The organism is Salinibaculum salinum (genome assembly GCF_037645885.1).
Classification (GTDB): domain Archaea; phylum Halobacteriota; class Halobacteria; order Halobacteriales; family Haloarculaceae; genus Salinibaculum; species Salinibaculum salinum.
The window spans coordinates 40,508-56,495 of sequence record NZ_JBBENW010000002.1 but is presented as its reverse complement, the minus strand read 5'-3'; the positions used below and the strand labels follow the sequence as shown (position 1 = coordinate 56,495).

19 protein-coding genes are annotated in these 15,988 nt (G+C 65.7%); 7 read left to right on the top strand and 12 right to left on the bottom strand.

Going from position 1 to position 15,988, the window contains the following annotated elements:
- Positions 1-10: 10 nt before the first annotated feature.
- A complete protein-coding gene (locus tag WDJ60_RS03195) occupies positions 11-760 on the bottom strand; it encodes a helix-turn-helix domain-containing protein (RefSeq protein WP_340098444.1) in 750 nt (249 codons plus the stop codon).
- 109 nt (positions 761-869) lie between these two features.
- Between WDJ60_RS03195 and WDJ60_RS03190 the strand changes: the two genes are divergently transcribed.
- The gene (locus WDJ60_RS03190) at positions 870-1,172 is read left to right on the top strand and encodes a hypothetical protein (protein WP_340098442.1); all 303 of its coding nucleotides are present in this window, start codon (positions 870-872) and stop codon (positions 1,170-1,172) included.
- A 17-nt stretch (positions 1,173-1,189) separates the two neighbouring features.
- Here the strand turns inward: WDJ60_RS03190 and mnhG are convergent, their stop codons facing one another.
- Genes mnhG through mbhE form a run of 7 tightly spaced genes read right to left on the bottom strand, consistent with a single transcriptional unit; the run spans position 1,190 to position 7,320 of the window.
- Complete coding sequence (gene mnhG, locus WDJ60_RS03185; protein ID WP_340098440.1) at positions 1,190-1,561, bottom strand: monovalent cation/H(+) antiporter subunit G; 372 nt, start codon at positions 1,559-1,561, stop codon at positions 1,190-1,192.
- A complete protein-coding gene (locus WDJ60_RS03180; protein WP_340098438.1) occupies positions 1,558-1,860 on the bottom strand; it encodes an MrpF/PhaF family protein in 303 nt (100 codons plus the stop codon). Before WDJ60_RS03180 ends, mnhG begins: the two co-directional genes overlap by 4 nt.
- Positions 1,850-2,545: a Na+/H+ antiporter subunit E gene (locus tag WDJ60_RS03175; protein ID WP_340098436.1), complete on the bottom strand. Its 696-nt coding sequence runs from the start codon at positions 2,543-2,545 to the stop codon at positions 1,850-1,852. Before WDJ60_RS03175 ends, WDJ60_RS03180 begins: the two co-directional genes overlap by 11 nt.
- A complete protein-coding gene (locus WDJ60_RS03170) occupies positions 2,542-4,131 on the bottom strand; it encodes a complex I subunit 5 family protein (protein ID WP_340098434.1) in 1,590 nt (529 codons plus the stop codon). The genes WDJ60_RS03175 and WDJ60_RS03170 overlap by 4 nt, the downstream gene beginning before the upstream one ends.
- A complete protein-coding gene (locus WDJ60_RS03165) occupies positions 4,128-4,493 on the bottom strand; it encodes a sodium:proton antiporter (protein ID WP_340098432.1) in 366 nt (121 codons plus the stop codon). The genes WDJ60_RS03170 and WDJ60_RS03165 overlap by 4 nt, the downstream gene beginning before the upstream one ends.
- Positions 4,490-4,951, bottom strand: coding sequence for an MnhB domain-containing protein (locus WDJ60_RS03160; protein WP_340098430.1), 462 nt, complete (start codon positions 4,949-4,951; stop codon positions 4,490-4,492). Before WDJ60_RS03160 ends, WDJ60_RS03165 begins: the two co-directional genes overlap by 4 nt.
- Positions 4,948-7,320: a hydrogen gas-evolving membrane-bound hydrogenase subunit E gene (gene mbhE / locus WDJ60_RS03155; protein WP_340098429.1), complete on the bottom strand. Its 2,373-nt coding sequence runs from the start codon at positions 7,318-7,320 to the stop codon at positions 4,948-4,950. The genes WDJ60_RS03160 and mbhE overlap by 4 nt, the downstream gene beginning before the upstream one ends.
- A 138-nt stretch (positions 7,321-7,458) precedes the next feature.
- Between mbhE and WDJ60_RS03150 the strand changes: the two genes are divergently transcribed.
- Positions 7,459-8,202 carry a DNA polymerase sliding clamp gene (locus tag WDJ60_RS03150; protein ID WP_340098427.1) on the top strand — a complete coding sequence of 248 codons (744 nt, stop codon included), beginning with the start codon at positions 7,459-7,461 and terminating at the stop codon, positions 8,200-8,202.
- Positions 8,203-8,282: 80 nt separating this feature from the next.
- Positions 8,283-8,849, top strand: a complete 567-nt coding sequence (locus WDJ60_RS03145) for a cell division protein CdpA domain-containing protein (RefSeq protein ID WP_340098425.1) — start codon at positions 8,283-8,285, stop codon at positions 8,847-8,849.
- A gap of 30 nt (positions 8,850-8,879) precedes the next feature.
- Here WDJ60_RS03145 and WDJ60_RS03140 read toward each other — a convergent pair whose 3' ends face one another.
- Positions 8,880-10,241: an arylsulfotransferase family protein gene (locus WDJ60_RS03140; protein ID WP_340098424.1), complete on the bottom strand. Its 1,362-nt coding sequence runs from the start codon at positions 10,239-10,241 to the stop codon at positions 8,880-8,882.
- A gap of 116 nt (positions 10,242-10,357) precedes the next feature.
- On the opposite strand from WDJ60_RS03140, the gene priL reads away from it, so the two are divergent.
- Positions 10,358-11,425, top strand: a complete 1,068-nt coding sequence (gene priL, locus WDJ60_RS03135; RefSeq protein WP_340098423.1) for a DNA primase regulatory subunit PriL — start codon at positions 10,358-10,360, stop codon at positions 11,423-11,425.
- Here priL and WDJ60_RS03130 read toward each other — a convergent pair.
- Complete coding sequence (locus tag WDJ60_RS03130) at positions 11,407-11,628, bottom strand: DUF7472 family protein (RefSeq protein WP_340098421.1); 222 nt, start codon at positions 11,626-11,628, stop codon at positions 11,407-11,409. The two genes, priL and WDJ60_RS03130, sit on opposite strands and share 19 nt — an antisense overlap.
- A 157-nt stretch (positions 11,629-11,785) precedes the next feature.
- Here WDJ60_RS03130 and WDJ60_RS03125 point away from each other — a divergent pair, with 157 nt between their 5' ends.
- On the top strand, positions 11,786-12,421 hold the full coding sequence (locus WDJ60_RS03125; RefSeq protein ID WP_340098420.1) for an SWIM zinc finger family protein: 636 nt from the start codon (positions 11,786-11,788) through the stop codon (positions 12,419-12,421).
- A gap of 29 nt (positions 12,422-12,450) precedes the next feature.
- On the opposite strand, the gene WDJ60_RS03120 is transcribed toward WDJ60_RS03125, so the two are convergent.
- A complete protein-coding gene (locus WDJ60_RS03120) occupies positions 12,451-13,461 on the bottom strand; it encodes an alcohol dehydrogenase catalytic domain-containing protein (RefSeq protein WP_340098418.1) in 1,011 nt (336 codons plus the stop codon).
- Positions 13,462-13,498: 37 nt separating this feature from the next.
- Positions 13,499-13,918, bottom strand: coding sequence for a Holliday junction resolvase Hjc (gene hjc / locus WDJ60_RS03115; protein WP_340099039.1), 420 nt, complete (start codon positions 13,916-13,918; stop codon positions 13,499-13,501).
- 115 nt (positions 13,919-14,033) lie between these two features.
- On the opposite strand from hjc, the gene WDJ60_RS03110 reads away from it, so the two are divergent.
- Positions 14,034-14,750: an ABC transporter ATP-binding protein gene (locus WDJ60_RS03110; RefSeq protein ID WP_340098417.1), complete on the top strand. Its 717-nt coding sequence runs from the start codon at positions 14,034-14,036 to the stop codon at positions 14,748-14,750.
- Between the two features lies 1 nt (position 14,751).
- Positions 14,752-15,981, top strand: coding sequence for an ABC transporter permease (locus WDJ60_RS03105; protein WP_340098416.1), 1,230 nt, complete (start codon positions 14,752-14,754; stop codon positions 15,979-15,981).
- The last annotated feature ends 7 nt before the right edge of the window (positions 15,982-15,988 follow it).

Sequence of the window (15,988 nt, the reverse complement as noted above, 5' to 3'; positions counted from 1 at the left end):
GAGCGGGCCGCTAGAGTGTGGTCTGCGGCTGTTCTGCTTGCTGTGTGCCGGCAACGTGACGCTTTGCCAGTTGTTCTTCAGCCCGTCGAAGCCGATAGGTAAGCGTCGACCGCGGCACGTCGAGGTGGGCGGCGAGGTCGCTCACGTCGATTTCCCGCGGTGACTCGTAGTAGCCGTGTTCGACGGCCGCCCGGAGCGCGGCCTCCTGCTCGGGTGAGAGCGCACTCCCTTCGCGGCCCGTGTGGCCCGTCGGTGCCGACGCGTCTGTCGTCCGGAGCAGTTCCGTCCGTGCACAGTCGCCGACTGCCGCTTCGAGAGACGTAAAGAACGCTGCGACATCGCCGTCACCGGAGTGAATGATTCGCCACGTGTAGTGGTGACCACTGTGGCGTGTTTCGAACAACACGCCGTCGCCGAGGTGGTCGCGAGCGATGTGCGGGACAGATGCACAGGTGGGAGTGCGTTCCCAGTTGGAGTAGAGGACGAGCGTGTCGTCGGTGTGGTCGAGAACCTCGGTGGTCTGTGTCGCGCCACAGTCCTCGGTCGCCAGACAGTCTGCGTAGTAGTCGCTGTCGAGAAAGGCGGCCTCGATATCGTCGAGCGCGTCCGGCGTTCCGGTCGCGTGGTCGACGCGCCAGAGGTGCTCGTCGGTGGCGTGCAGCGAGAGCGAGCGGACCCGAGCGTCGGGGTGGTCGGCGAGTGTGTCCGCCACCCTGTTACACCCGGGCTCGTATTCCAGAGCGAAGACGAGTTCGCGCATACGCTCTCTTGGGGCTGACCCGACATAACGACCGTCCTGACTCTGTTGGCTCCTCCGTGACGGTCGATTCGCCACCAGTATTTTGACGTGCCAACACGTACTATGACCGATGGCCTACTGCGAGCACTGCGGCTTCCGAATTTCGCGTGGCGAGGAGACCTGCGAGCGGTGTGGCCACCTCGACTTCCGCTACGTCAGCGACGACGCCAGACCCATCGACCCCGACGAGATTCGGTGGGCCGACAAGAAGGGGTACGTCGTCGAGACGACCTGCTCGTGGTCGACGACGAAATACATCGTCGTGCAAGATCCCGACGACATCGACAACGTCCTGGCGCACGAACCCGATACCGAGAAACCGGCCGGCTTCTTCGGCATCATCCCGCTGCTCCGCCGTCGGGGCGGGAAGTGACTCTCTCTGTCGCGGTGTTACGATTTCTCACTCTCGTCAGCTTCTTCTCCCTGCGGGGACGGCCACGTCACGCCGCCGAGGAAGGGAACGCCGGTCTTCTGGGCGGCCCGCGAAATCATGTGCGCGCCGGTCGGGACCGTCAGAAAGAGGAAGACGATGCCGACCAGTGAGGCCAGCCCTGCGCCGCCGGGGCCGAAGTCGACGAATCCCGCGAGGAAGATGGCTGCCGTCCCGAGCGTCGTCGGCTTGCTGGTGGCGTGCATCCGGTTGTAGACGTTGGGCAGGCGCAACAGGCCGAGCGTCCCCACGGCGAGGAAGAAGACTCCGACGACGACCAGCGCGACGACGGTCAGGTCCGCGACCGTCGCTGTAGTGGAGGTGGCAATCACAGTTCGTCCCCCCGCGTGATGATGTCGCCTTCCGTGACGTACTTCGCGACGGTGACCGTCGAGAGGAAGCCGATGATAGCCAGCACGAGGCTGACCGATACGAACAGGCCGCGGTCGGTCTTCAGCGCGAACAGCACTGCGACAGCGACGACGTTCGTTGCGATGGCGTCGAGCGCGACGACGCGGTCGGGGACGGTCGGCCCGCTGATGACGCGGTAGCCACAGAGGAGACAGAGGCCAGCGACCACGACCAGTGCGGCGTCGATGACCGTTGCGGCCAGTCCCGTCTCAGCGACCATCTTCGGCACCTCCCTCGGTCTCTTCGTCGGTGGCTGTCCGTCCGTCGCTGTCTCTCTCCGTGTCCTCCGGGGTGTCGTTGCTCATCTGTGTCTCCTGGGTGGTGACGGTCTTCGGTTCCGGCGGGTAGTCGGGCGGGTGGACCCGAATTTCCGGTGGCGGGTCGTCGGGTGAGCGCTCCTCGTCGAAGATGGTCAGCGCGTAGTTCTCCCACTGCCGAATCGGTTCGACGACTGCGTGTGGGTCACGGCCGTCGATAATGTGGACGTACAGCGCGTTCTCGTCGGGGTCGTGGTCGAGCGCGAGCGTCCCTGGGGTGATGGTGATGCTGTTAGCGATGGTCGTCACGCCGAGGTCAGTCTGTACGCGCAGCGGGATGTAGATGACCTGTGGCTCGATCGGCATTCGCAGCGCGAGCACGCGGTAGGTCACGTCGAGGTTGGCGACGATGATCTCCCTGACGAACAGGAGCGCGTAGGCGACGATCGACGGCGCGGCGGTCACCGGCCGCGTGATGTCGAACTCCTCCTCGTAGAGCCGTCGGAAGACGAACGCGACCGGCAACCCGACCGCCAGCCCGATGAGGAACGTACCGAGCAGTGACGTTGGGGTAAGACTCGTCCCGTTGACGAACACCCACAGCACAGCGAAGGCGACGCCCGCGACCAGCCAGCGTTTCGCGTTCATGGCTCACCCCCCATTCTGACGATATCGACGTACGCGTCGGTGTCGATGGCCGCCGTCGCCGCGGCTTCGGCGAACCGGTAGAGCGGGTCGAAGCCGATGCCGACGAGGACGACGAGCGCCGCCAGCGTCGCCAGCAGTCCGACCTGGCGCGGGTCGACCGTCGCGGTCTCGACGCGCGCGGTCTGACTCCCCCAGAACCCGCCCACCCAGACCCGCGTCATGTAAACGATGGTCAGGACGGCACCCGCCAGCAACACACCGATGAGAGCGGCGCTGCCGGCCGTCGGCGTCTCAGCGTACTGGGCGGCACCGACCTCGAAGACGAGGAGCTTTCCGAAAAAGCCGGTCAGTGGCGGGATGCCGACCAGGGAGAGGCTTCCGACGAGTACCGTGACCGAAAACAGCTGCGAGCGCTCGCCGAGACCGCCCAGTTCGGCCATCGCAGTCGTCCCTGCGGCGTCTCGGATGGCCCCCGCAGCCAGAAAGAGCAGTCCCTTGGCGAGTGCGTGGTGGAACGCGTAAATCAGCGCCGCGAGGATGCCGAGATGCCGAAGCGACGCCGAAGAGGTTCCGGCAGCGATGGCGATTGGGATGGCGATAAAGCCCACCTGGCCGAGGCTGGAGTAGGCGAGCACGCCCTCGATTCGGTCGCGGCTCACCGCGCCGAGACCGCCGAGGAGGGTGCTCGCGATTCCCATCACGAGCAACACCGGTGCGAGGTAGGCGAGCGGCGATTCGACTGGGACGAACGGAACGGTCGTCGTCACACTTGCTCCGCTGAAGACGGTGAAGTACACCCGGACGATGGCGTAGATGCCGACTTTCTTGGCCGCGCCGGCGAGCACCGCCGAGACGGGCAGCGGTGCGGCCTGGTAGGCCGAGGGGACCCAGAATTGGAACGGGACCAGCCCGGCTTTGAGCGCGAACGTGGCGAGCAACAGCCCGGTGAAACCGACGACGGGCGCGCCATCGAGGGACGGGTCTGCGAGCTGGACTGCCATGTCGGCCATGTTGAGCGTCCCCAGCGTGGCGTAGAGCCCGCCGATAGCGAGCAGCATCAGAACGCTCCCGACGGTGTTCAACACGACGTAGCGGACCGCCGCCGCGGTGTGGGTCGCGTTGCCGTAGAAGGCCACGAAGACGTAGCTGCTCATCAACATCACCTCGAACCAGACGAAGAGGTTGAACAGGTCGCCGGTGAGAAAGGCCCCGGTCATGCCGAGCAACATGAACTGGAAGAGGGGGTGGTAGTACACCCGCTGGTTGTCGAGGTCGATGAACAGCACCGAAAAGGCCACGGCGTAGAGCGCGACGACGGCGGTCAGGACGAGCATGAACGCCGCCAGCGCGTCGGCGACCAGCGTGATGCCGAAGGGTGCTTGCCAGCCACCGACCTGATAGCCGAGTGCCGTGGCGTCCGGGCGGAAGACGACCGTCCACGCGATTGCCGCCACCGCGCTCGCGTATGCGAGGACACCGGCGACGCTGGTCACTCGCTGGACGCGCGGCCACCGCCGGACGACGAGCGTGAGCGCGCCGGTTGCCAGCGCGATCACGAGCGGCGCGAGCACCAGTATATCTGTCATCGCTCCTCACCTCCCTGTGCCCACTCGGTGACGTTCATCGTCTCGTTTTCCTGGTAGGCCCGGTAGGACAGCACGAGCGCGAACGCGGTCATCCCGAAGCTGATGACGATAGCCGTCAGCACCAGCGCCTGTACCAGCGGGTCAGCCGTCGTCACGGCCGGCGATTCGTGGCCGTGCGTATCGAGGATTGGGACGAGGTCGAACGTCCCCTCGGCGATTCCGCCCATCGTGATGAGGTAGACGTTGACCGCCTGCGAGAGGATGGAGATGCCGAGGACGATTTTCACGAGGTCGTCGCGCAACAGGAGAAAGGTCCCCATTGCGAACAGCGCGCCGACCGTCAGTGCGATTGCGACGCTCATTCGTTGCCCACCACCGAGAACACCGTCAGGAGGCCGCCAACGACGACGAAGTAGATGCCGGCGTCGAAGACGAGCGCGCTTGCCAGTTCGACCTCGCCGTACAGCGGGAGGTGGACGTAGGTGAACGTCTGTGCCAGGAACGGCTCGCCGAACAGAAGCGGCACCAGTCCGCTGGCGACGACGAGGACGAGTCCGAACGTGAACACCTGTCGGTAGGTGGTGACCGTCCGGTGTTCGTGGATACCCACGTCGGGGTCGACTTCCCGGCCGAGGACGCTCACCTCGACGTAGTCCAGGTCGTAGGCGACGTAGACGAGCGTGAACGCCGCGACCGTGAGGATACCCCCGATGAATCCGCCGCCGGGCAGGTTGTGGCCCTGGAGGAACAGCGAGATAGCGACGACCAGGACGATGGGGACGACGATGCGTGCCGTCGTCCGCATAATCGTCGTCGTCACCGCGTCTCACCCCGGCTTCGCATCGCGAGCAAGACAAGCACCGAGAGAGCCGCAATCAGGACGACGACGCTCTCTCCGAGCGTGTCGAACGCGCGGAAGTCGGTCAGAATGACGTTGACGATGTTCGACCCACCGCCCTCCGGCACGGCGGCGTCTACGTAGAAGCGCGCCGTCTCGCTGAGTTGTCGGTCGGCCGGCGGGGCTGCGAGCAACACCGTTACCGTGGCCGTGGCACCGACGAACACCGAAAAGGCTGCGTCTCTGAGTGCTCTACCCGTGTCGAGTTCGCCGTAGTACGCTGGCATCTGCTCGATGACCAGCAGGAAGATGAGTAACAGCAGCGTCTCGACGATGAGCTGTGTCAGCGCCAGGTCCGGCCCGCTCGCGAGGATGTAGAAGATGGCGACCATCAGCCCCAGAATCCCCAGCGTCAGCACGCCGATGACGTGTGCCTCCGCCCGCGTCACCGCGACGGCCGCGACGACCGCTGTCGCCAGCACCAGCACCATCGCAATCGACGCGTCGACCCGCATCGACGGGAGCGCGACCGACGTGCTCGCGTAGCCCGCCAGCGCGAGTGTACACGCTGACGCCAGCCCCCACGTGACGTAGGTCCGTATCTGCCCGGTGTGGACGGCTGGACCGAGCCAGACACTCGCCGTCTCGACGGCACTCAGCACCCGGTCGTAGAGCGCGGTCGGGTGGACGACGCCCGCGCGGGTGTGGACCCACTCGATAGCGTTTCGAACTTTTCCGACAGCCGTGAACCCCGCCGTGCCGACCACGAGCGCGATTGCGCTCATGACCGCTGGCGGGGTGAGGTGGGTGGGCAGTACGGCGTGAACCTCGACTGATCCGACTGCGGTCGCCTCGGCGGCGTCCTGGACGATGGCGTCGATTGCTAGCTCGGGGGCGACGCTGGTCACGGCGACGAGAACTGCGAGAACCGCCGCCGGAATGACCAGCGCCGGGGACGGCCGGTGGTCGACCGTCGCCGTCTCGGGCTGGTCGCCGACGAACAGCCAGATGAACCGCAGCGAGTACACCACCGTGAAGATGCTGGCAAAGACCGCAAGCGCCGGGAACAGCCACGCGAAGCCGCCAGCCGTCGTTGCCGCGTCCCAGGTCCCCGCGAAGAGCAACTCCTTGGAATAAAAGCCCCCGAAGGGCGGGACGCCAGCCATGCTCAGAGCCGTCACCCCCGCGATAGCCGCGGTCACGGGCAGGTCCCGCCACAGTCCGCCGAGGTCGTCGATGGCGCGAGTGCCGACCTCGTGGGCGACGATGCCGGCGACGAGAAAGAGCGCGGCCTTGAACAGCGCGTGGTTGAACAGGTGGTAGGCCCCCGTTTCGGCTCCGTAGTGTGACTGCAGCCCGAACCCGGCGACCATCAGTCCGAGGTGACTCGCCGTCGAGTACGCCAGCAGTTCCTTGATATCGGTCGACAGCACCGCGAGGACGGCACCGACGGTCATCGTCACCAGGCCGAGCGTCACCAGGATGGCCGTCCACTCCGGCCCGTGAAAGAGCGGGCGGAGCCGGCCGAGGACGTAGACGCCGACCTTGACCATCGTCGCGGAGTGCAGAAACGCGGAGACGGGCGTCGGCGCGACCATCGCCCGCGGCAGCCAGAAGTGCAGTGGCACCTGCGCCGACTTCGCCCCTGCGGCGACCGTAATCAGCGCCAGCGCCGGGAGAAAGAGCCCACTTTCCTCGAGTGCGGCGCGCATCGTCTCTTCGTCTGCGAGCATCGCAGCGAGGTCGAACGCACCACTGTCGAACAGTCCGCCAGCAGCGACCGATAGGAGGAGAACGCCGACGAGCAGACAGAGTCCGCCGCCGACGGTGACGAGCATCGCCATCCGCGCGGAGTAGCGCGACTCGTCGTCGTCCGTGTAGTAGCCGATGAGGACGAACGAACAGACGCTCGTGAGTTCCCAGAACAGGAAGAGTACGACGAGATCTGCGGCGAAGGCGACGCCGAGAATCGACCCCATGAAGGCCAGAAGCGTCATGAAAAAGCGGCCGAGGTTGGGTTTGCCGCGCATGTAGCGGGCGGCGTAGACGAAGATACAGACGCCGATACCGCTGGCCAGTAGCGCGAAGAGCAGCGCCAACCCGTCGACGCGGAGGCGAACCGCCACGTCGAGCGAGGGAATCCACGGGACTGCGACGGTTCCGTCGCGGCCGACCTGCGAGGCGACCAGGCCGAACGACGCGAGTGCGACGAGCGCGCCGGCGTAGCCGACACCTTCGTCGCGCAGTCGCTCTCCGCCGAGCGCGAACAGGCGGTAGGCGAGTGGTGTCAGGGCTGCACCGAGAAATGGCAGCGCAATCGCCGCCAGTACGACTCCCTGTTCGGGTTCCATTGGCTATGCGTGGACAGTGCCACGCGCAACTTAATTGTAGTACCTTTCGATGACAGCGAGTGTTCGCCGCCGAATCACACGCCCGCGCGAGCGCAAGCAAGTGCCTTTTTAGGGGATGGGGGCGTACCGATTTTCAAGATGTTCAACGCCATCGTGAGCGCGGACACGCTCCAGGCGACACTCGACTCTGTGGGCGTGCTGGTGGACGAATGCAAGATCCACCTGGAGGAAGACGGGCTGGAGATTCGGGCAGTCGACCCCGCAAACGTCGGCATGGTCGACCTCAGACTCTCCGCTGAGGCCTTCGAATCCTACGAGGCGGACGGCGGTCTCATCGGCGTCAACCTCGTCCGGTTGATGGATATCGCCGGCATGGCCGACTCCGACCAGCTCGTCCACCTCGAACTCGACGAAGAGACCCGAAAACTTCACATCTCTATCGACGGCCTGGAGTACACCCTCGCGCTCATCGACCCCGAATCGATCCGCGAAGAACCGGACCTGCCGGACCTCGACCTCCCGGCGACTATCGTCATCGAGGGCCGGGATATCAACCGCGCGGTCACGGCCGCCGACATGGTCAGCGACCACATCGAACTCGGCGTCAACGACACCGACGAGGTGTTCTACGTCAAAGCCGAGGGCGACACCGACGACGTGCATCTGGAACTGGACACGGAGGATCTCATCGACCTCGTGGTCGGCCCGGCCTCCTCGCTGTTCTCGCTGGACTATCTGAAGGACATGGACAAGGCCATCCCCTCCGACGCCGAGGTCACGATGGAACTGGGCGAGGAGTTCCCCGTCAAACTCCACTTCGACATCGCCGAAGCCCAGGGCCAGGTCACGTTCATGCTGGCACCCCGCATCCAGAGCAACTGACAGCTCTTCTCGCTTTCCTGACTCGTTGTCTTGCCTCCGTCTGACGTATCGTTTTGTAGCAGGACCGACAACCCGAGGATATGCCAAGTCTCGACGAGGCGTACGACCGGGACCGCTTCACCGAGCGGGACCCGCGCCGCGTCGCGGGTGGGCTCTGTCTCGGTGCCGCAGGTGCGCTTGCGGTACTCGCGGCCATCATCCTCGTCGCAGTCGCCGGCGACACGACGCTGGCGAAAGCACAGTCCGGCGTCCTCGCCGGGCTGGGTGTCCCGGCGATGTTTCTGGCTGTCGTCCTCGTGTTGCCCGCGAGCACCCGCACCCGGCTGGGCGTCGTTGCCGGTTCCGTGCTCTCGGTCGCCGGCGTCTGGCTCTTCTGGCAGGCCTATCCGATGCGGTGGACCCGAACTGCAGACTCGATGGCCTTCGAGACGGTGATGGTGTACGGACTCGGCGGGGCAGTCGCGCTGTGGTTCGTCTTCAGCGCCGTCGCCTCCTTTCGCCGCCGGAACAACCCGCAGGGAACCGTCGAACTCGAAGTCGTCCGGCAGGGTGAGACGAAAACCGTCGAAGTCAGCCGCGACCGCTACCGTCGGATCGTCAGCGACGGTGGCGACGCCAGCGACGTGATCCGGGAACTCGAAGAGTAGTGGTTCTGTTTCTGACCGAACGCCTGTTCTTCACCGACCGACCAGCGACCGGAGACGAGTCCGTGACCAGTACGCCTCGACCAGGAACCACGCCAGTGCGGTCCCACCGAGAACGAGTGCAGCCACGAGGTCCCAGAACGTCATCCACGTCGGCGCGACGTAGAGGAGTCCGTTGACCAGCGGCCCGGTGACGAACGCGACGACCCAGCCCACGCCGGTCTTCCGCTCTGTATCGCTCCCGGCGTCCGTCTGCTGGCCCGTTCCGTTTGCGAGTGCTGCCTTACTCTGGCCAGTCTCGCTCTCTGGACCCGTCCCGAGCCGTTCGGCCTCGTAGGGGGTCGGCACGTCGACTTCCCACACTATCTCGTCGTTCTCGTCGAGTTCGAGGACCCTGTTCCCCTGCGAATCGCTCACGAGCGTGTGGCCGCCGGGCAGGCGGTCGGCGTCGCGAGGCCAGCGGATCTGCTCGTCCTGCCAGGTCCAACTCTGTCGCCACTGGCCGTCGACGCGCTGGTACTCGGCGACGCGGTTGTTCTCCGAATCGCCAACGACGATTGCCGGCCCACCGCGCGATTCCGGGATGTAGTCCGGGTTGTGCTGTTCGTAGAGAATCCCGTAGGCGTCCTCCGCACCGAGCGTCCAGTTTCGCTGGAGTTCGCCGTCTTCGCTGAGGAAGACGACCCGGTCCTGGTTGCGCAGACTCACCATGACGCGGCCGACGTCGAGCAGTTCCACGTCGTTGAGGTGGGTCCAGTCACCCTCCTGGCCGCCGCTATCGGGGTCGAGGTCCGACTCGGCGCGCCACTCCCACTCGATGCTGTCGGTGGTCGTGTTGAGGACGAACACCCGGTCTTCGGCGATACCTGCGATGAGGAGCCGCGAGTCGTCGACCCGGTCCACGTCGTGCCAGATGTCCCAGTGTGTCACTGCCGTGTGTATCTGTTCGGTTTCGCCGGTCGTGAGGTTCGTTCGCTCGATTGCCACCTCTGCACAGCCGTCCTCGAACGTCTCGTTGGCGTGCGTTTCGAGCGATTCCGGGCACTGGTCGTATCGGCTCCCGGCGACGTACAGCACCGTCCGTGACCCGGGCGGATCCGGGTCCACGTCGAAGTAGTTCCCGTACGTATCGTTGTGATAGAGCGTCCGTCCGTCGGCGGCGAAGGCGACGATAGCGGCTGTGCCGGTGTTCCCGCCCGGCGGGTCGGTCGTGATGACGGTCGCGTTGTCCCGCTCGGCGACGACCTGCTCGCGGTCCGAAAACGGGCTCGAGACCTGATTCTTGGCCTCCGACACCGCGTCTGACGGTGCCGACCCCCAGCTGAGGACGAGCGTACCGGCAGCGACGACGAGAACGGCCAGAAAGAGACCGCGGATGACTGTTCGTCTCTTCATTTCACCTCCATTTGATAGCTCGTCGGCAAGACGTTCACGAATCCGGCAGCCGAGCAGCGCAGCGCTCGCCTCGGTGACCGCCGGGTTTTTGCTGGCCCGCCCACAACCGAGTGGCGATGAAGCAACTCCACGCGCGCTACCCCTTTCTCGACGCCGCTCGGCAGGCCGTCGAGGCGGCGGATGTCAACCTCGCGGCGGTCGTCGCCGACGAGGACGCCGTCGTCCAGCGCGCACTCGCCCGCGTCGAGGGTGCCCTGCAGAACGGCACCGTTGGCGACACGCATCGTCGGCCGCGCGTGGAACTGCTCTCCTATCCCGTCGCACGGGTCATCGTTTCACTCGTCGACGAACACGTTCTCACGCGCAAGTACGCCCGCGCCGAAGCCGCGACGGCATACGACCGCTTCACCGAGGAGTTCACGAGCGGCGACGCGCTCAAGAGTACGCAGACTGAACAGCTCTCGCTGGATATACTCCTTGGCGAGTTTGATCTCGCGCGGTCCGTCCGGGAGACGTCCGAGGGCTACCGCGTGGACGTGGGAGCGTATCTCGACCACGCCGCCGACCAGCGCGAGGACGAGTGGCGACTCGTCAACCGCGATTTGACCGACGGCGAGGTTCCGCTGACCGAGCAGGACCTGCTGGTGTTGCTCCGGCAAGCGGTCAGTCACCGCATCGAGGACGGCCTCCCGTTCGACGTGCCCGACCCGATCGGGACGCATCTCGAAGCGGAGCTAGAACACGTCCAGGAACTGCTGGCGGACCTGGAGCTGACCCGCGACATCGACACTGTCGTCCCCGAGATGTTCCCGCCCTGCATGAAGTATCTGCTCGACCAGGTTCAGAAGGGCGAACACCTCGAACACCACTCGCGATTCGCGATCGCCTCGTTTCTGACGAGCATTGGGATGGAAACGGACGAAATTGTCGACCTGTTCCAGGTCAACCCCGGCTTTGGCGAGGAAGCGACCCGGTATCAGGTCGACCACATCAGCGGCGAGACCAGTCCGACCGAGTACTCGCCACCGTCGTGTGCGACGATGCAGTCCTACGGCGACTGCGTGAACATGGACGACCTCTGTGAGACGATTTCACACCCGATGGCCTACTACGAGGCGAAACTGGACGACTCGGACGAAGACGAGCTGACCGACTGGCGCGAGCGTCAGGAGTCGAAGTCCTGACGTTCGAGCCACAGCCCGACGAGTGCCATCACGAGAATAAACCCACCGAGCAGTCCGACGAGCGCGAGCCCACCAGTCGCTGATATCGTACTGCCGCCGTTCGTCCCGTAGGTCTGGCCGATGAAGAACAGCGCGACCACGAAGGCGACGACTGCGAGACCGGCGACGAGAATCTGTCTGACGGTCTCCCCGTCGAGTTCCATGCCCGCCGCTTTTACAGGGAGGGAGAAAAGCGTGTCGAACCCCCTGTCTGCCAGCAGTCTCGCTGCGACCAACTCCGCCCTCGACGAACGACTTAGGGCTGTCCAGCACCTACGTTTCGAGTGGACGCAGCCGGGAAAACGACCGCGTCCGAGACCAATGAGCGATTCCAATACTCCAACCGCACGTCAGAAGACTGCACTCGCACCGGACCTCCGGACGATGCCCGACCGTGCGGCCCGCGCGTGGACCGAGCGGATGGCTGTCCGTCATCTCGGTGGTGCCGACTACGCCATCGACAGCCAGAGCGGCGCGACGTACGTCGTCGACGCCCGCGAGGGGACCTGCACCTGTCCAGACGCGACTATCCGCGGCGAGACGTGCAAACACCAGCGCCGGGTTGCCCTCGAAATCACCAGCAGGCGCGTCCCGCCGCCGGGCAAACGCCGAGCCGACTGTGCGGCCTGTGGCGCCGAGACGTTCGTCCCCGAAGCCAGCCGTCCGCCCGCGCTCTGTGAGGCCTGCAACCTCGACTCGGGTGACGTGATCCGCGACCGCGAGACGGGCGACCGGCTGGTGGTCGCTGCCGTCACCGACCGTCGTGCTGACGAGGTGACAATCGAGGCTGCCGACACCACTGTCGCCGACTATCCCACCAACGAGGGGTATCCGGCCGACGACCTCGTCGTCGAGGTCAGGTATCTGGCCGATGCCGCCAGCGGTCACTCCCGGACGTACTCGTTCCCGCACTCGCGACTCCAGCGAGTCGACGACGCCGCGCTCGTCGACGCCTGAGACTTGGTTGCGAGCTAATTTCTCAGAACTCAGGGCGTCACGACCAGCGACCCGAACGCGTCACTGTTCTCCATCCGACGGAACGCCGTCGCCGTCTCTGCGAGGTCGTAGGTCGTATCCACGACTGGCTCGACAGCCCCGCTGGCGACCAGCGAGAGGACGCGTTCGAGGTCGGGCTGGGTCCCCATCGTCGACCCGGTGAGACGATACTGATCCCAGTAGAGGTCGTCGACGGCGATTTCGGCGCTCGCGCCGGCGGTCTTCCCGCAGACGGCCATCCGGCCGCCCCGCCGGAGCACATCGAGGCCCAGCTGGACGTACTCGCCGCCGAGGTGGTTCAGCACGGCGTCGACTGGCCCGATGTCGGTGACCGCATCTCGGAGCACGTCGGGGTCGCGTCCCTCGATAACGTGGTCGGCGTGGGCGGCGAGACGGTCGCACTTCGCGGAGTCGCCGGAACTCCCGATAGACTCGGCGCCGAGCGCGCCGATCAGCTGGCAGGCGGCGACGCCGACGTTGCCGGTCGCACCGGGGACGAACACGCGGTCCCCGGCGGTCACGTCTGTCCGCCGGAGCATGTGCCAGGCGGTCATGTAGGCCGTCGGGAGTGTCGCCGCCGTGGTCGCGTCGACATCGTCGGGGAGGGGAAGCAGCCGGTCGGAGCTGACACACGCCTGCTCGGCGAAGGCACCGTGAAAGAGGCCGAACTGCTCACAGAGGTTCTCCGGGCCGTCCCGGCAGAAGCGGCAGGTGCCACAGGTCCGGTTCGGACAGAGTACCACCCGGTCACCGGGTGCAACGCTGTCGACGTTCGGGCCGACGCTGTCGACGACGCCGGCGAGGTCCAGCCCGGAGACGAACGGAAAGTCGATGGTGTCGCTCATCGCCGACTCGCCTCGGAGGACGAACAGGTCGTGGCGGTTCAACGACGCCGCGGCCACGTCGACGACGGCTTCGCCGGGACCCGGTTCCGGGTCCGGTACTGTCTGGTAGTCGATAGCCTCAGGACCGGTCAGTTCGGTAAACGTCGCTGCGTGCATGCATCTGGCGACGGCCGGCAGCGCAAAAGGGCTGGCGTCAGTACTCGTCGAGACTGGTGCGGGTGGAGTCGCCGGTCAACTCGTCGAAGTCGGTGCCGTCGGCGAGTGCCGTCTCCTTTTTGACGCGGTAGTTCCCGCCGTCGGTCGTGTACAGGTCGCCGGGATGGAAGAAGTACCAGTCCTCGCGGTCGAAGCGGACGCCGACGCGAGCGCGAGCGCCGAAATTCCGCGAGAAGAAGAGGAGCGATTCGATTTCCTCGGCGTCGAGATAGATCGGGTCGCCGGCGGAGGATTTCGCCTCGATAGCGTAGAACTGCTCGCCGTTGCCCGCGAGCACGTCCGGGAGGTCCCGTTCGGTTGCACTGCCGCTGGCCGGCGCACGCATCACTGCGAAACCGGCGTCGTCGAGTTCGTTCACGAGTTCGCGCTCCATCCGGTCGCCCTTCGCGTTCGACATTGCCAGTAGTTCGCCGACGGAGGGGCTTAAATCGTCTGTCGCCAGCCAGAGAGCTATCATCACTCCACAATTTGGCACACTCCGACACACGTTATTTGTCCCTTCACGCCCTAGCATGGCCGTGTCACAGAAGGTCTCTCCAGAACCGGCGACGGATACCGTCGTGTCGCTGTCGAACGTCACGAAGACCTACGACCTCGGCGGCACGGTGACCGCGCTCGATGACGTGTCGCTGACGCTCGCTCGGGGTTCCTACACCGCGGTGATGGGACCCAGCGGGTCGGGCAAGAGCACGCTCCTGAATCTCATCGGCGGACTCGACACGCCGACCAGCGGGACCGTCTCGGTCAACGGCACCGACCTCGGAACGCTCTCGGAGGCAGAGCGCGCCACCGTTCGCGGCCGCGAAGTGGGCTTCGTCTTCCAGACGTTCAACTTGATGCCCCGGCTCACGGCCCTCGAGAACGTCGCGATGCCGCTCACCTTCCAGGGATGGAGTCACGGCGAGCGAATCGAGCGCGCCCGCGAGTTGCTCACCGCCGTCGGATTGGCCGACAGACTCGACCACAAACCGCCCGAACTCAGCGGCGGGCAGCGACAGCGGGTCGCCATCGCCCGCGCACTCGTCGCCGAACCGGCAATCCTGCTCGCCGACGAACCGACCGGCAACGTCGACACCGAGACGGGCGCGCGAGTGATGGAACTGCTCGGCGAGGTCAATGCCGAGGGACGGACCATTCTGCTGGTCACCCACGAACGGTACATCGCCGAGCACGCCGACCGCATCGTCCACATGCGCGACGGTCGAATTGAGGACATCGAGGAGCTATAACATGGACGCACGCGAGACACTCCGACTGGCGACCCGGTCGCTGCGCGGACACAAACTCCGGTCGACGCTCACCGTGCTGGGCATCGTCATCGGTATCGCTGCCGTCGTCACGTTCGTCACCTTCGGTGCGAGTCTGAAAGCCGATGTCGTGGGCCAAATCGACGACTCCGCGGCGAACAACATCTACCTGCTTTCCTCGTCAGAAGGTGGCGGCGGCCCGCCGACCGGTATTCGTCCCGTCTTTACCGAGACCGATATCGCGACAGTTCGCGGGTTCGAGGGGGTCGACAGCGTCGTCCCACAGGGGCAGGTGGGGATAAGTTCCCTCTCGTACGGCAATCGGACGGTCGCACAAGGGACGGTGACCGCCACCACGTCCGACGCCTTCGACGGGGCGACGTTCCGCGACGGGAGAGGGTTCGCCGTTGGCCAGGACGAAATCGTCGTCAACCAGCAGGCGACTCGGCTGTTCGGCGGCAATCTCTCGGTCGGCGATGAGCTCACTGTCGCCTTTCGCTCGGTCGGAACACGGTCGCTGACCGTCGTCGGCATCGTCAACCGGACGGGGTCGCAGTTGCCCTTCGAGTCCTTCGCCAGCCAGCCTCGCTTTTACGTTCCGACAGAGCCATTCTACGACACGGTCGTCGAGACGCCGCGCGGAACCGACGAGCGGGCGTATCCGCAGGTGACTGTCGTCGCCGACCCCGCCGCGGTCACGTCGACACAGGGTCGTATCGAGGCGTACTTTCCGGACTCGGACGCCGCACAGCTCCAGCCGGCGGGCTCCGAACTGACTGCCCAGACCAGCGGTGACATCGCCGACGGACTCGAGGACCTGGTCGACCGCCTCACGCGCTTCGTGACCGGGCTGGCGCTCATCTCCTTGCTCGTCGGAGCCATCGGCATCGCCAACATCATGCTGGTCAGCGTCACCGAGCGGACCCGCGAAATCGGCATCATGAAAGCCGTCGGCGCGCGCAACCGCGACGTGCTTGTGCTCTTCGTTGCCGAATCTGGGTTGCTCGGTATCGTCGGCGCGCTCATTGCGGTGCCGGTCGGCCTCGCTGGCGCGTGGGCGGCGACCAGCTACGCCGACATCTCGCTGACGCTCCCGATAGAGTGGTTCGCCGTCGCAATCGGCGTCGGCATCTTCGTCGGTGTCGCCGCCGGTCTCTACCCCGCGTGGCGGGCGGCCCGCGTCGACCCGATTGACGCGCTCCGCCGCGAGTGAGGCCGCT

What these genes read in the sequence shown, in the direction of transcription:
- WDJ60_RS03170 (WP_340098434.1), bottom strand. Translation starts at nt 4,131, where the DNA reads ATGACAGATATACTGGTGCTCGCGCCGCTCGTGATCGCGCTGGCAACC.
- WDJ60_RS03150 (WP_340098427.1), top strand. Translation starts at nt 7,459, where the DNA reads ATGTTCAACGCCATCGTGAGCGCGGACACGCTCCAGGCGACACTCGAC.
- mbhE (WP_340098429.1), bottom strand. Translation starts at nt 7,320, where the DNA reads ATGGAACCCGAACAGGGAGTCGTACTGGCGGCGATTGCGCTGCCATTT.
- priL (WP_340098423.1), top strand. Translation starts at nt 10,358, where the DNA reads ATGAAGCAACTCCACGCGCGCTACCCCTTTCTCGACGCCGCTCGGCAG.
- WDJ60_RS03130 (WP_340098421.1), bottom strand. Translation starts at nt 11,628, where the DNA reads ATGGAACTCGACGGGGAGACCGTCAGACAGATTCTCGTCGCCGGTCTC.
- WDJ60_RS03125 (WP_340098420.1), top strand. Translation starts at nt 11,786, where the DNA reads ATGAGCGATTCCAATACTCCAACCGCACGTCAGAAGACTGCACTCGCA.
- hjc (WP_340099039.1), bottom strand. Translation starts at nt 13,918, where the DNA reads ATGTCGAACGCGAAGGGCGACCGGATGGAGCGCGAACTCGTGAACGAA.
- WDJ60_RS03120 (WP_340098418.1), bottom strand. Translation starts at nt 13,461, where the DNA reads ATGCACGCAGCGACGTTTACCGAACTGACCGGTCCTGAGGCTATCGAC.
- WDJ60_RS03105 (WP_340098416.1), top strand. Translation starts at nt 14,752, where the DNA reads ATGGACGCACGCGAGACACTCCGACTGGCGACCCGGTCGCTGCGCGGA.
- WDJ60_RS03175 (WP_340098436.1), bottom strand. Translation starts at nt 2,545, where the DNA reads ATGAACGCGAAACGCTGGCTGGTCGCGGGCGTCGCCTTCGCTGTGCTG.
- WDJ60_RS03180 (WP_340098438.1), bottom strand. Translation starts at nt 1,860, where the DNA reads ATGGTCGCTGAGACGGGACTGGCCGCAACGGTCATCGACGCCGCACTG.
- WDJ60_RS03165 (WP_340098432.1), bottom strand. Translation starts at nt 4,493, where the DNA reads ATGAGCGTCGCAATCGCACTGACGGTCGGCGCGCTGTTCGCAATGGGG.
- WDJ60_RS03145 (WP_340098425.1), top strand. Translation starts at nt 8,283, where the DNA reads ATGCCAAGTCTCGACGAGGCGTACGACCGGGACCGCTTCACCGAGCGG.
- WDJ60_RS03140 (WP_340098424.1), bottom strand. Translation starts at nt 10,241, where the DNA reads ATGAAGAGACGAACAGTCATCCGCGGTCTCTTTCTGGCCGTTCTCGTC.
- WDJ60_RS03195 (WP_340098444.1), bottom strand. Translation starts at nt 760, where the DNA reads ATGCGCGAACTCGTCTTCGCTCTGGAATACGAGCCCGGGTGTAACAGG.
- WDJ60_RS03190 (WP_340098442.1), top strand. Translation starts at nt 870, where the DNA reads ATGGCCTACTGCGAGCACTGCGGCTTCCGAATTTCGCGTGGCGAGGAG.
- WDJ60_RS03110 (WP_340098417.1), top strand. Translation starts at nt 14,034, where the DNA reads ATGGCCGTGTCACAGAAGGTCTCTCCAGAACCGGCGACGGATACCGTC.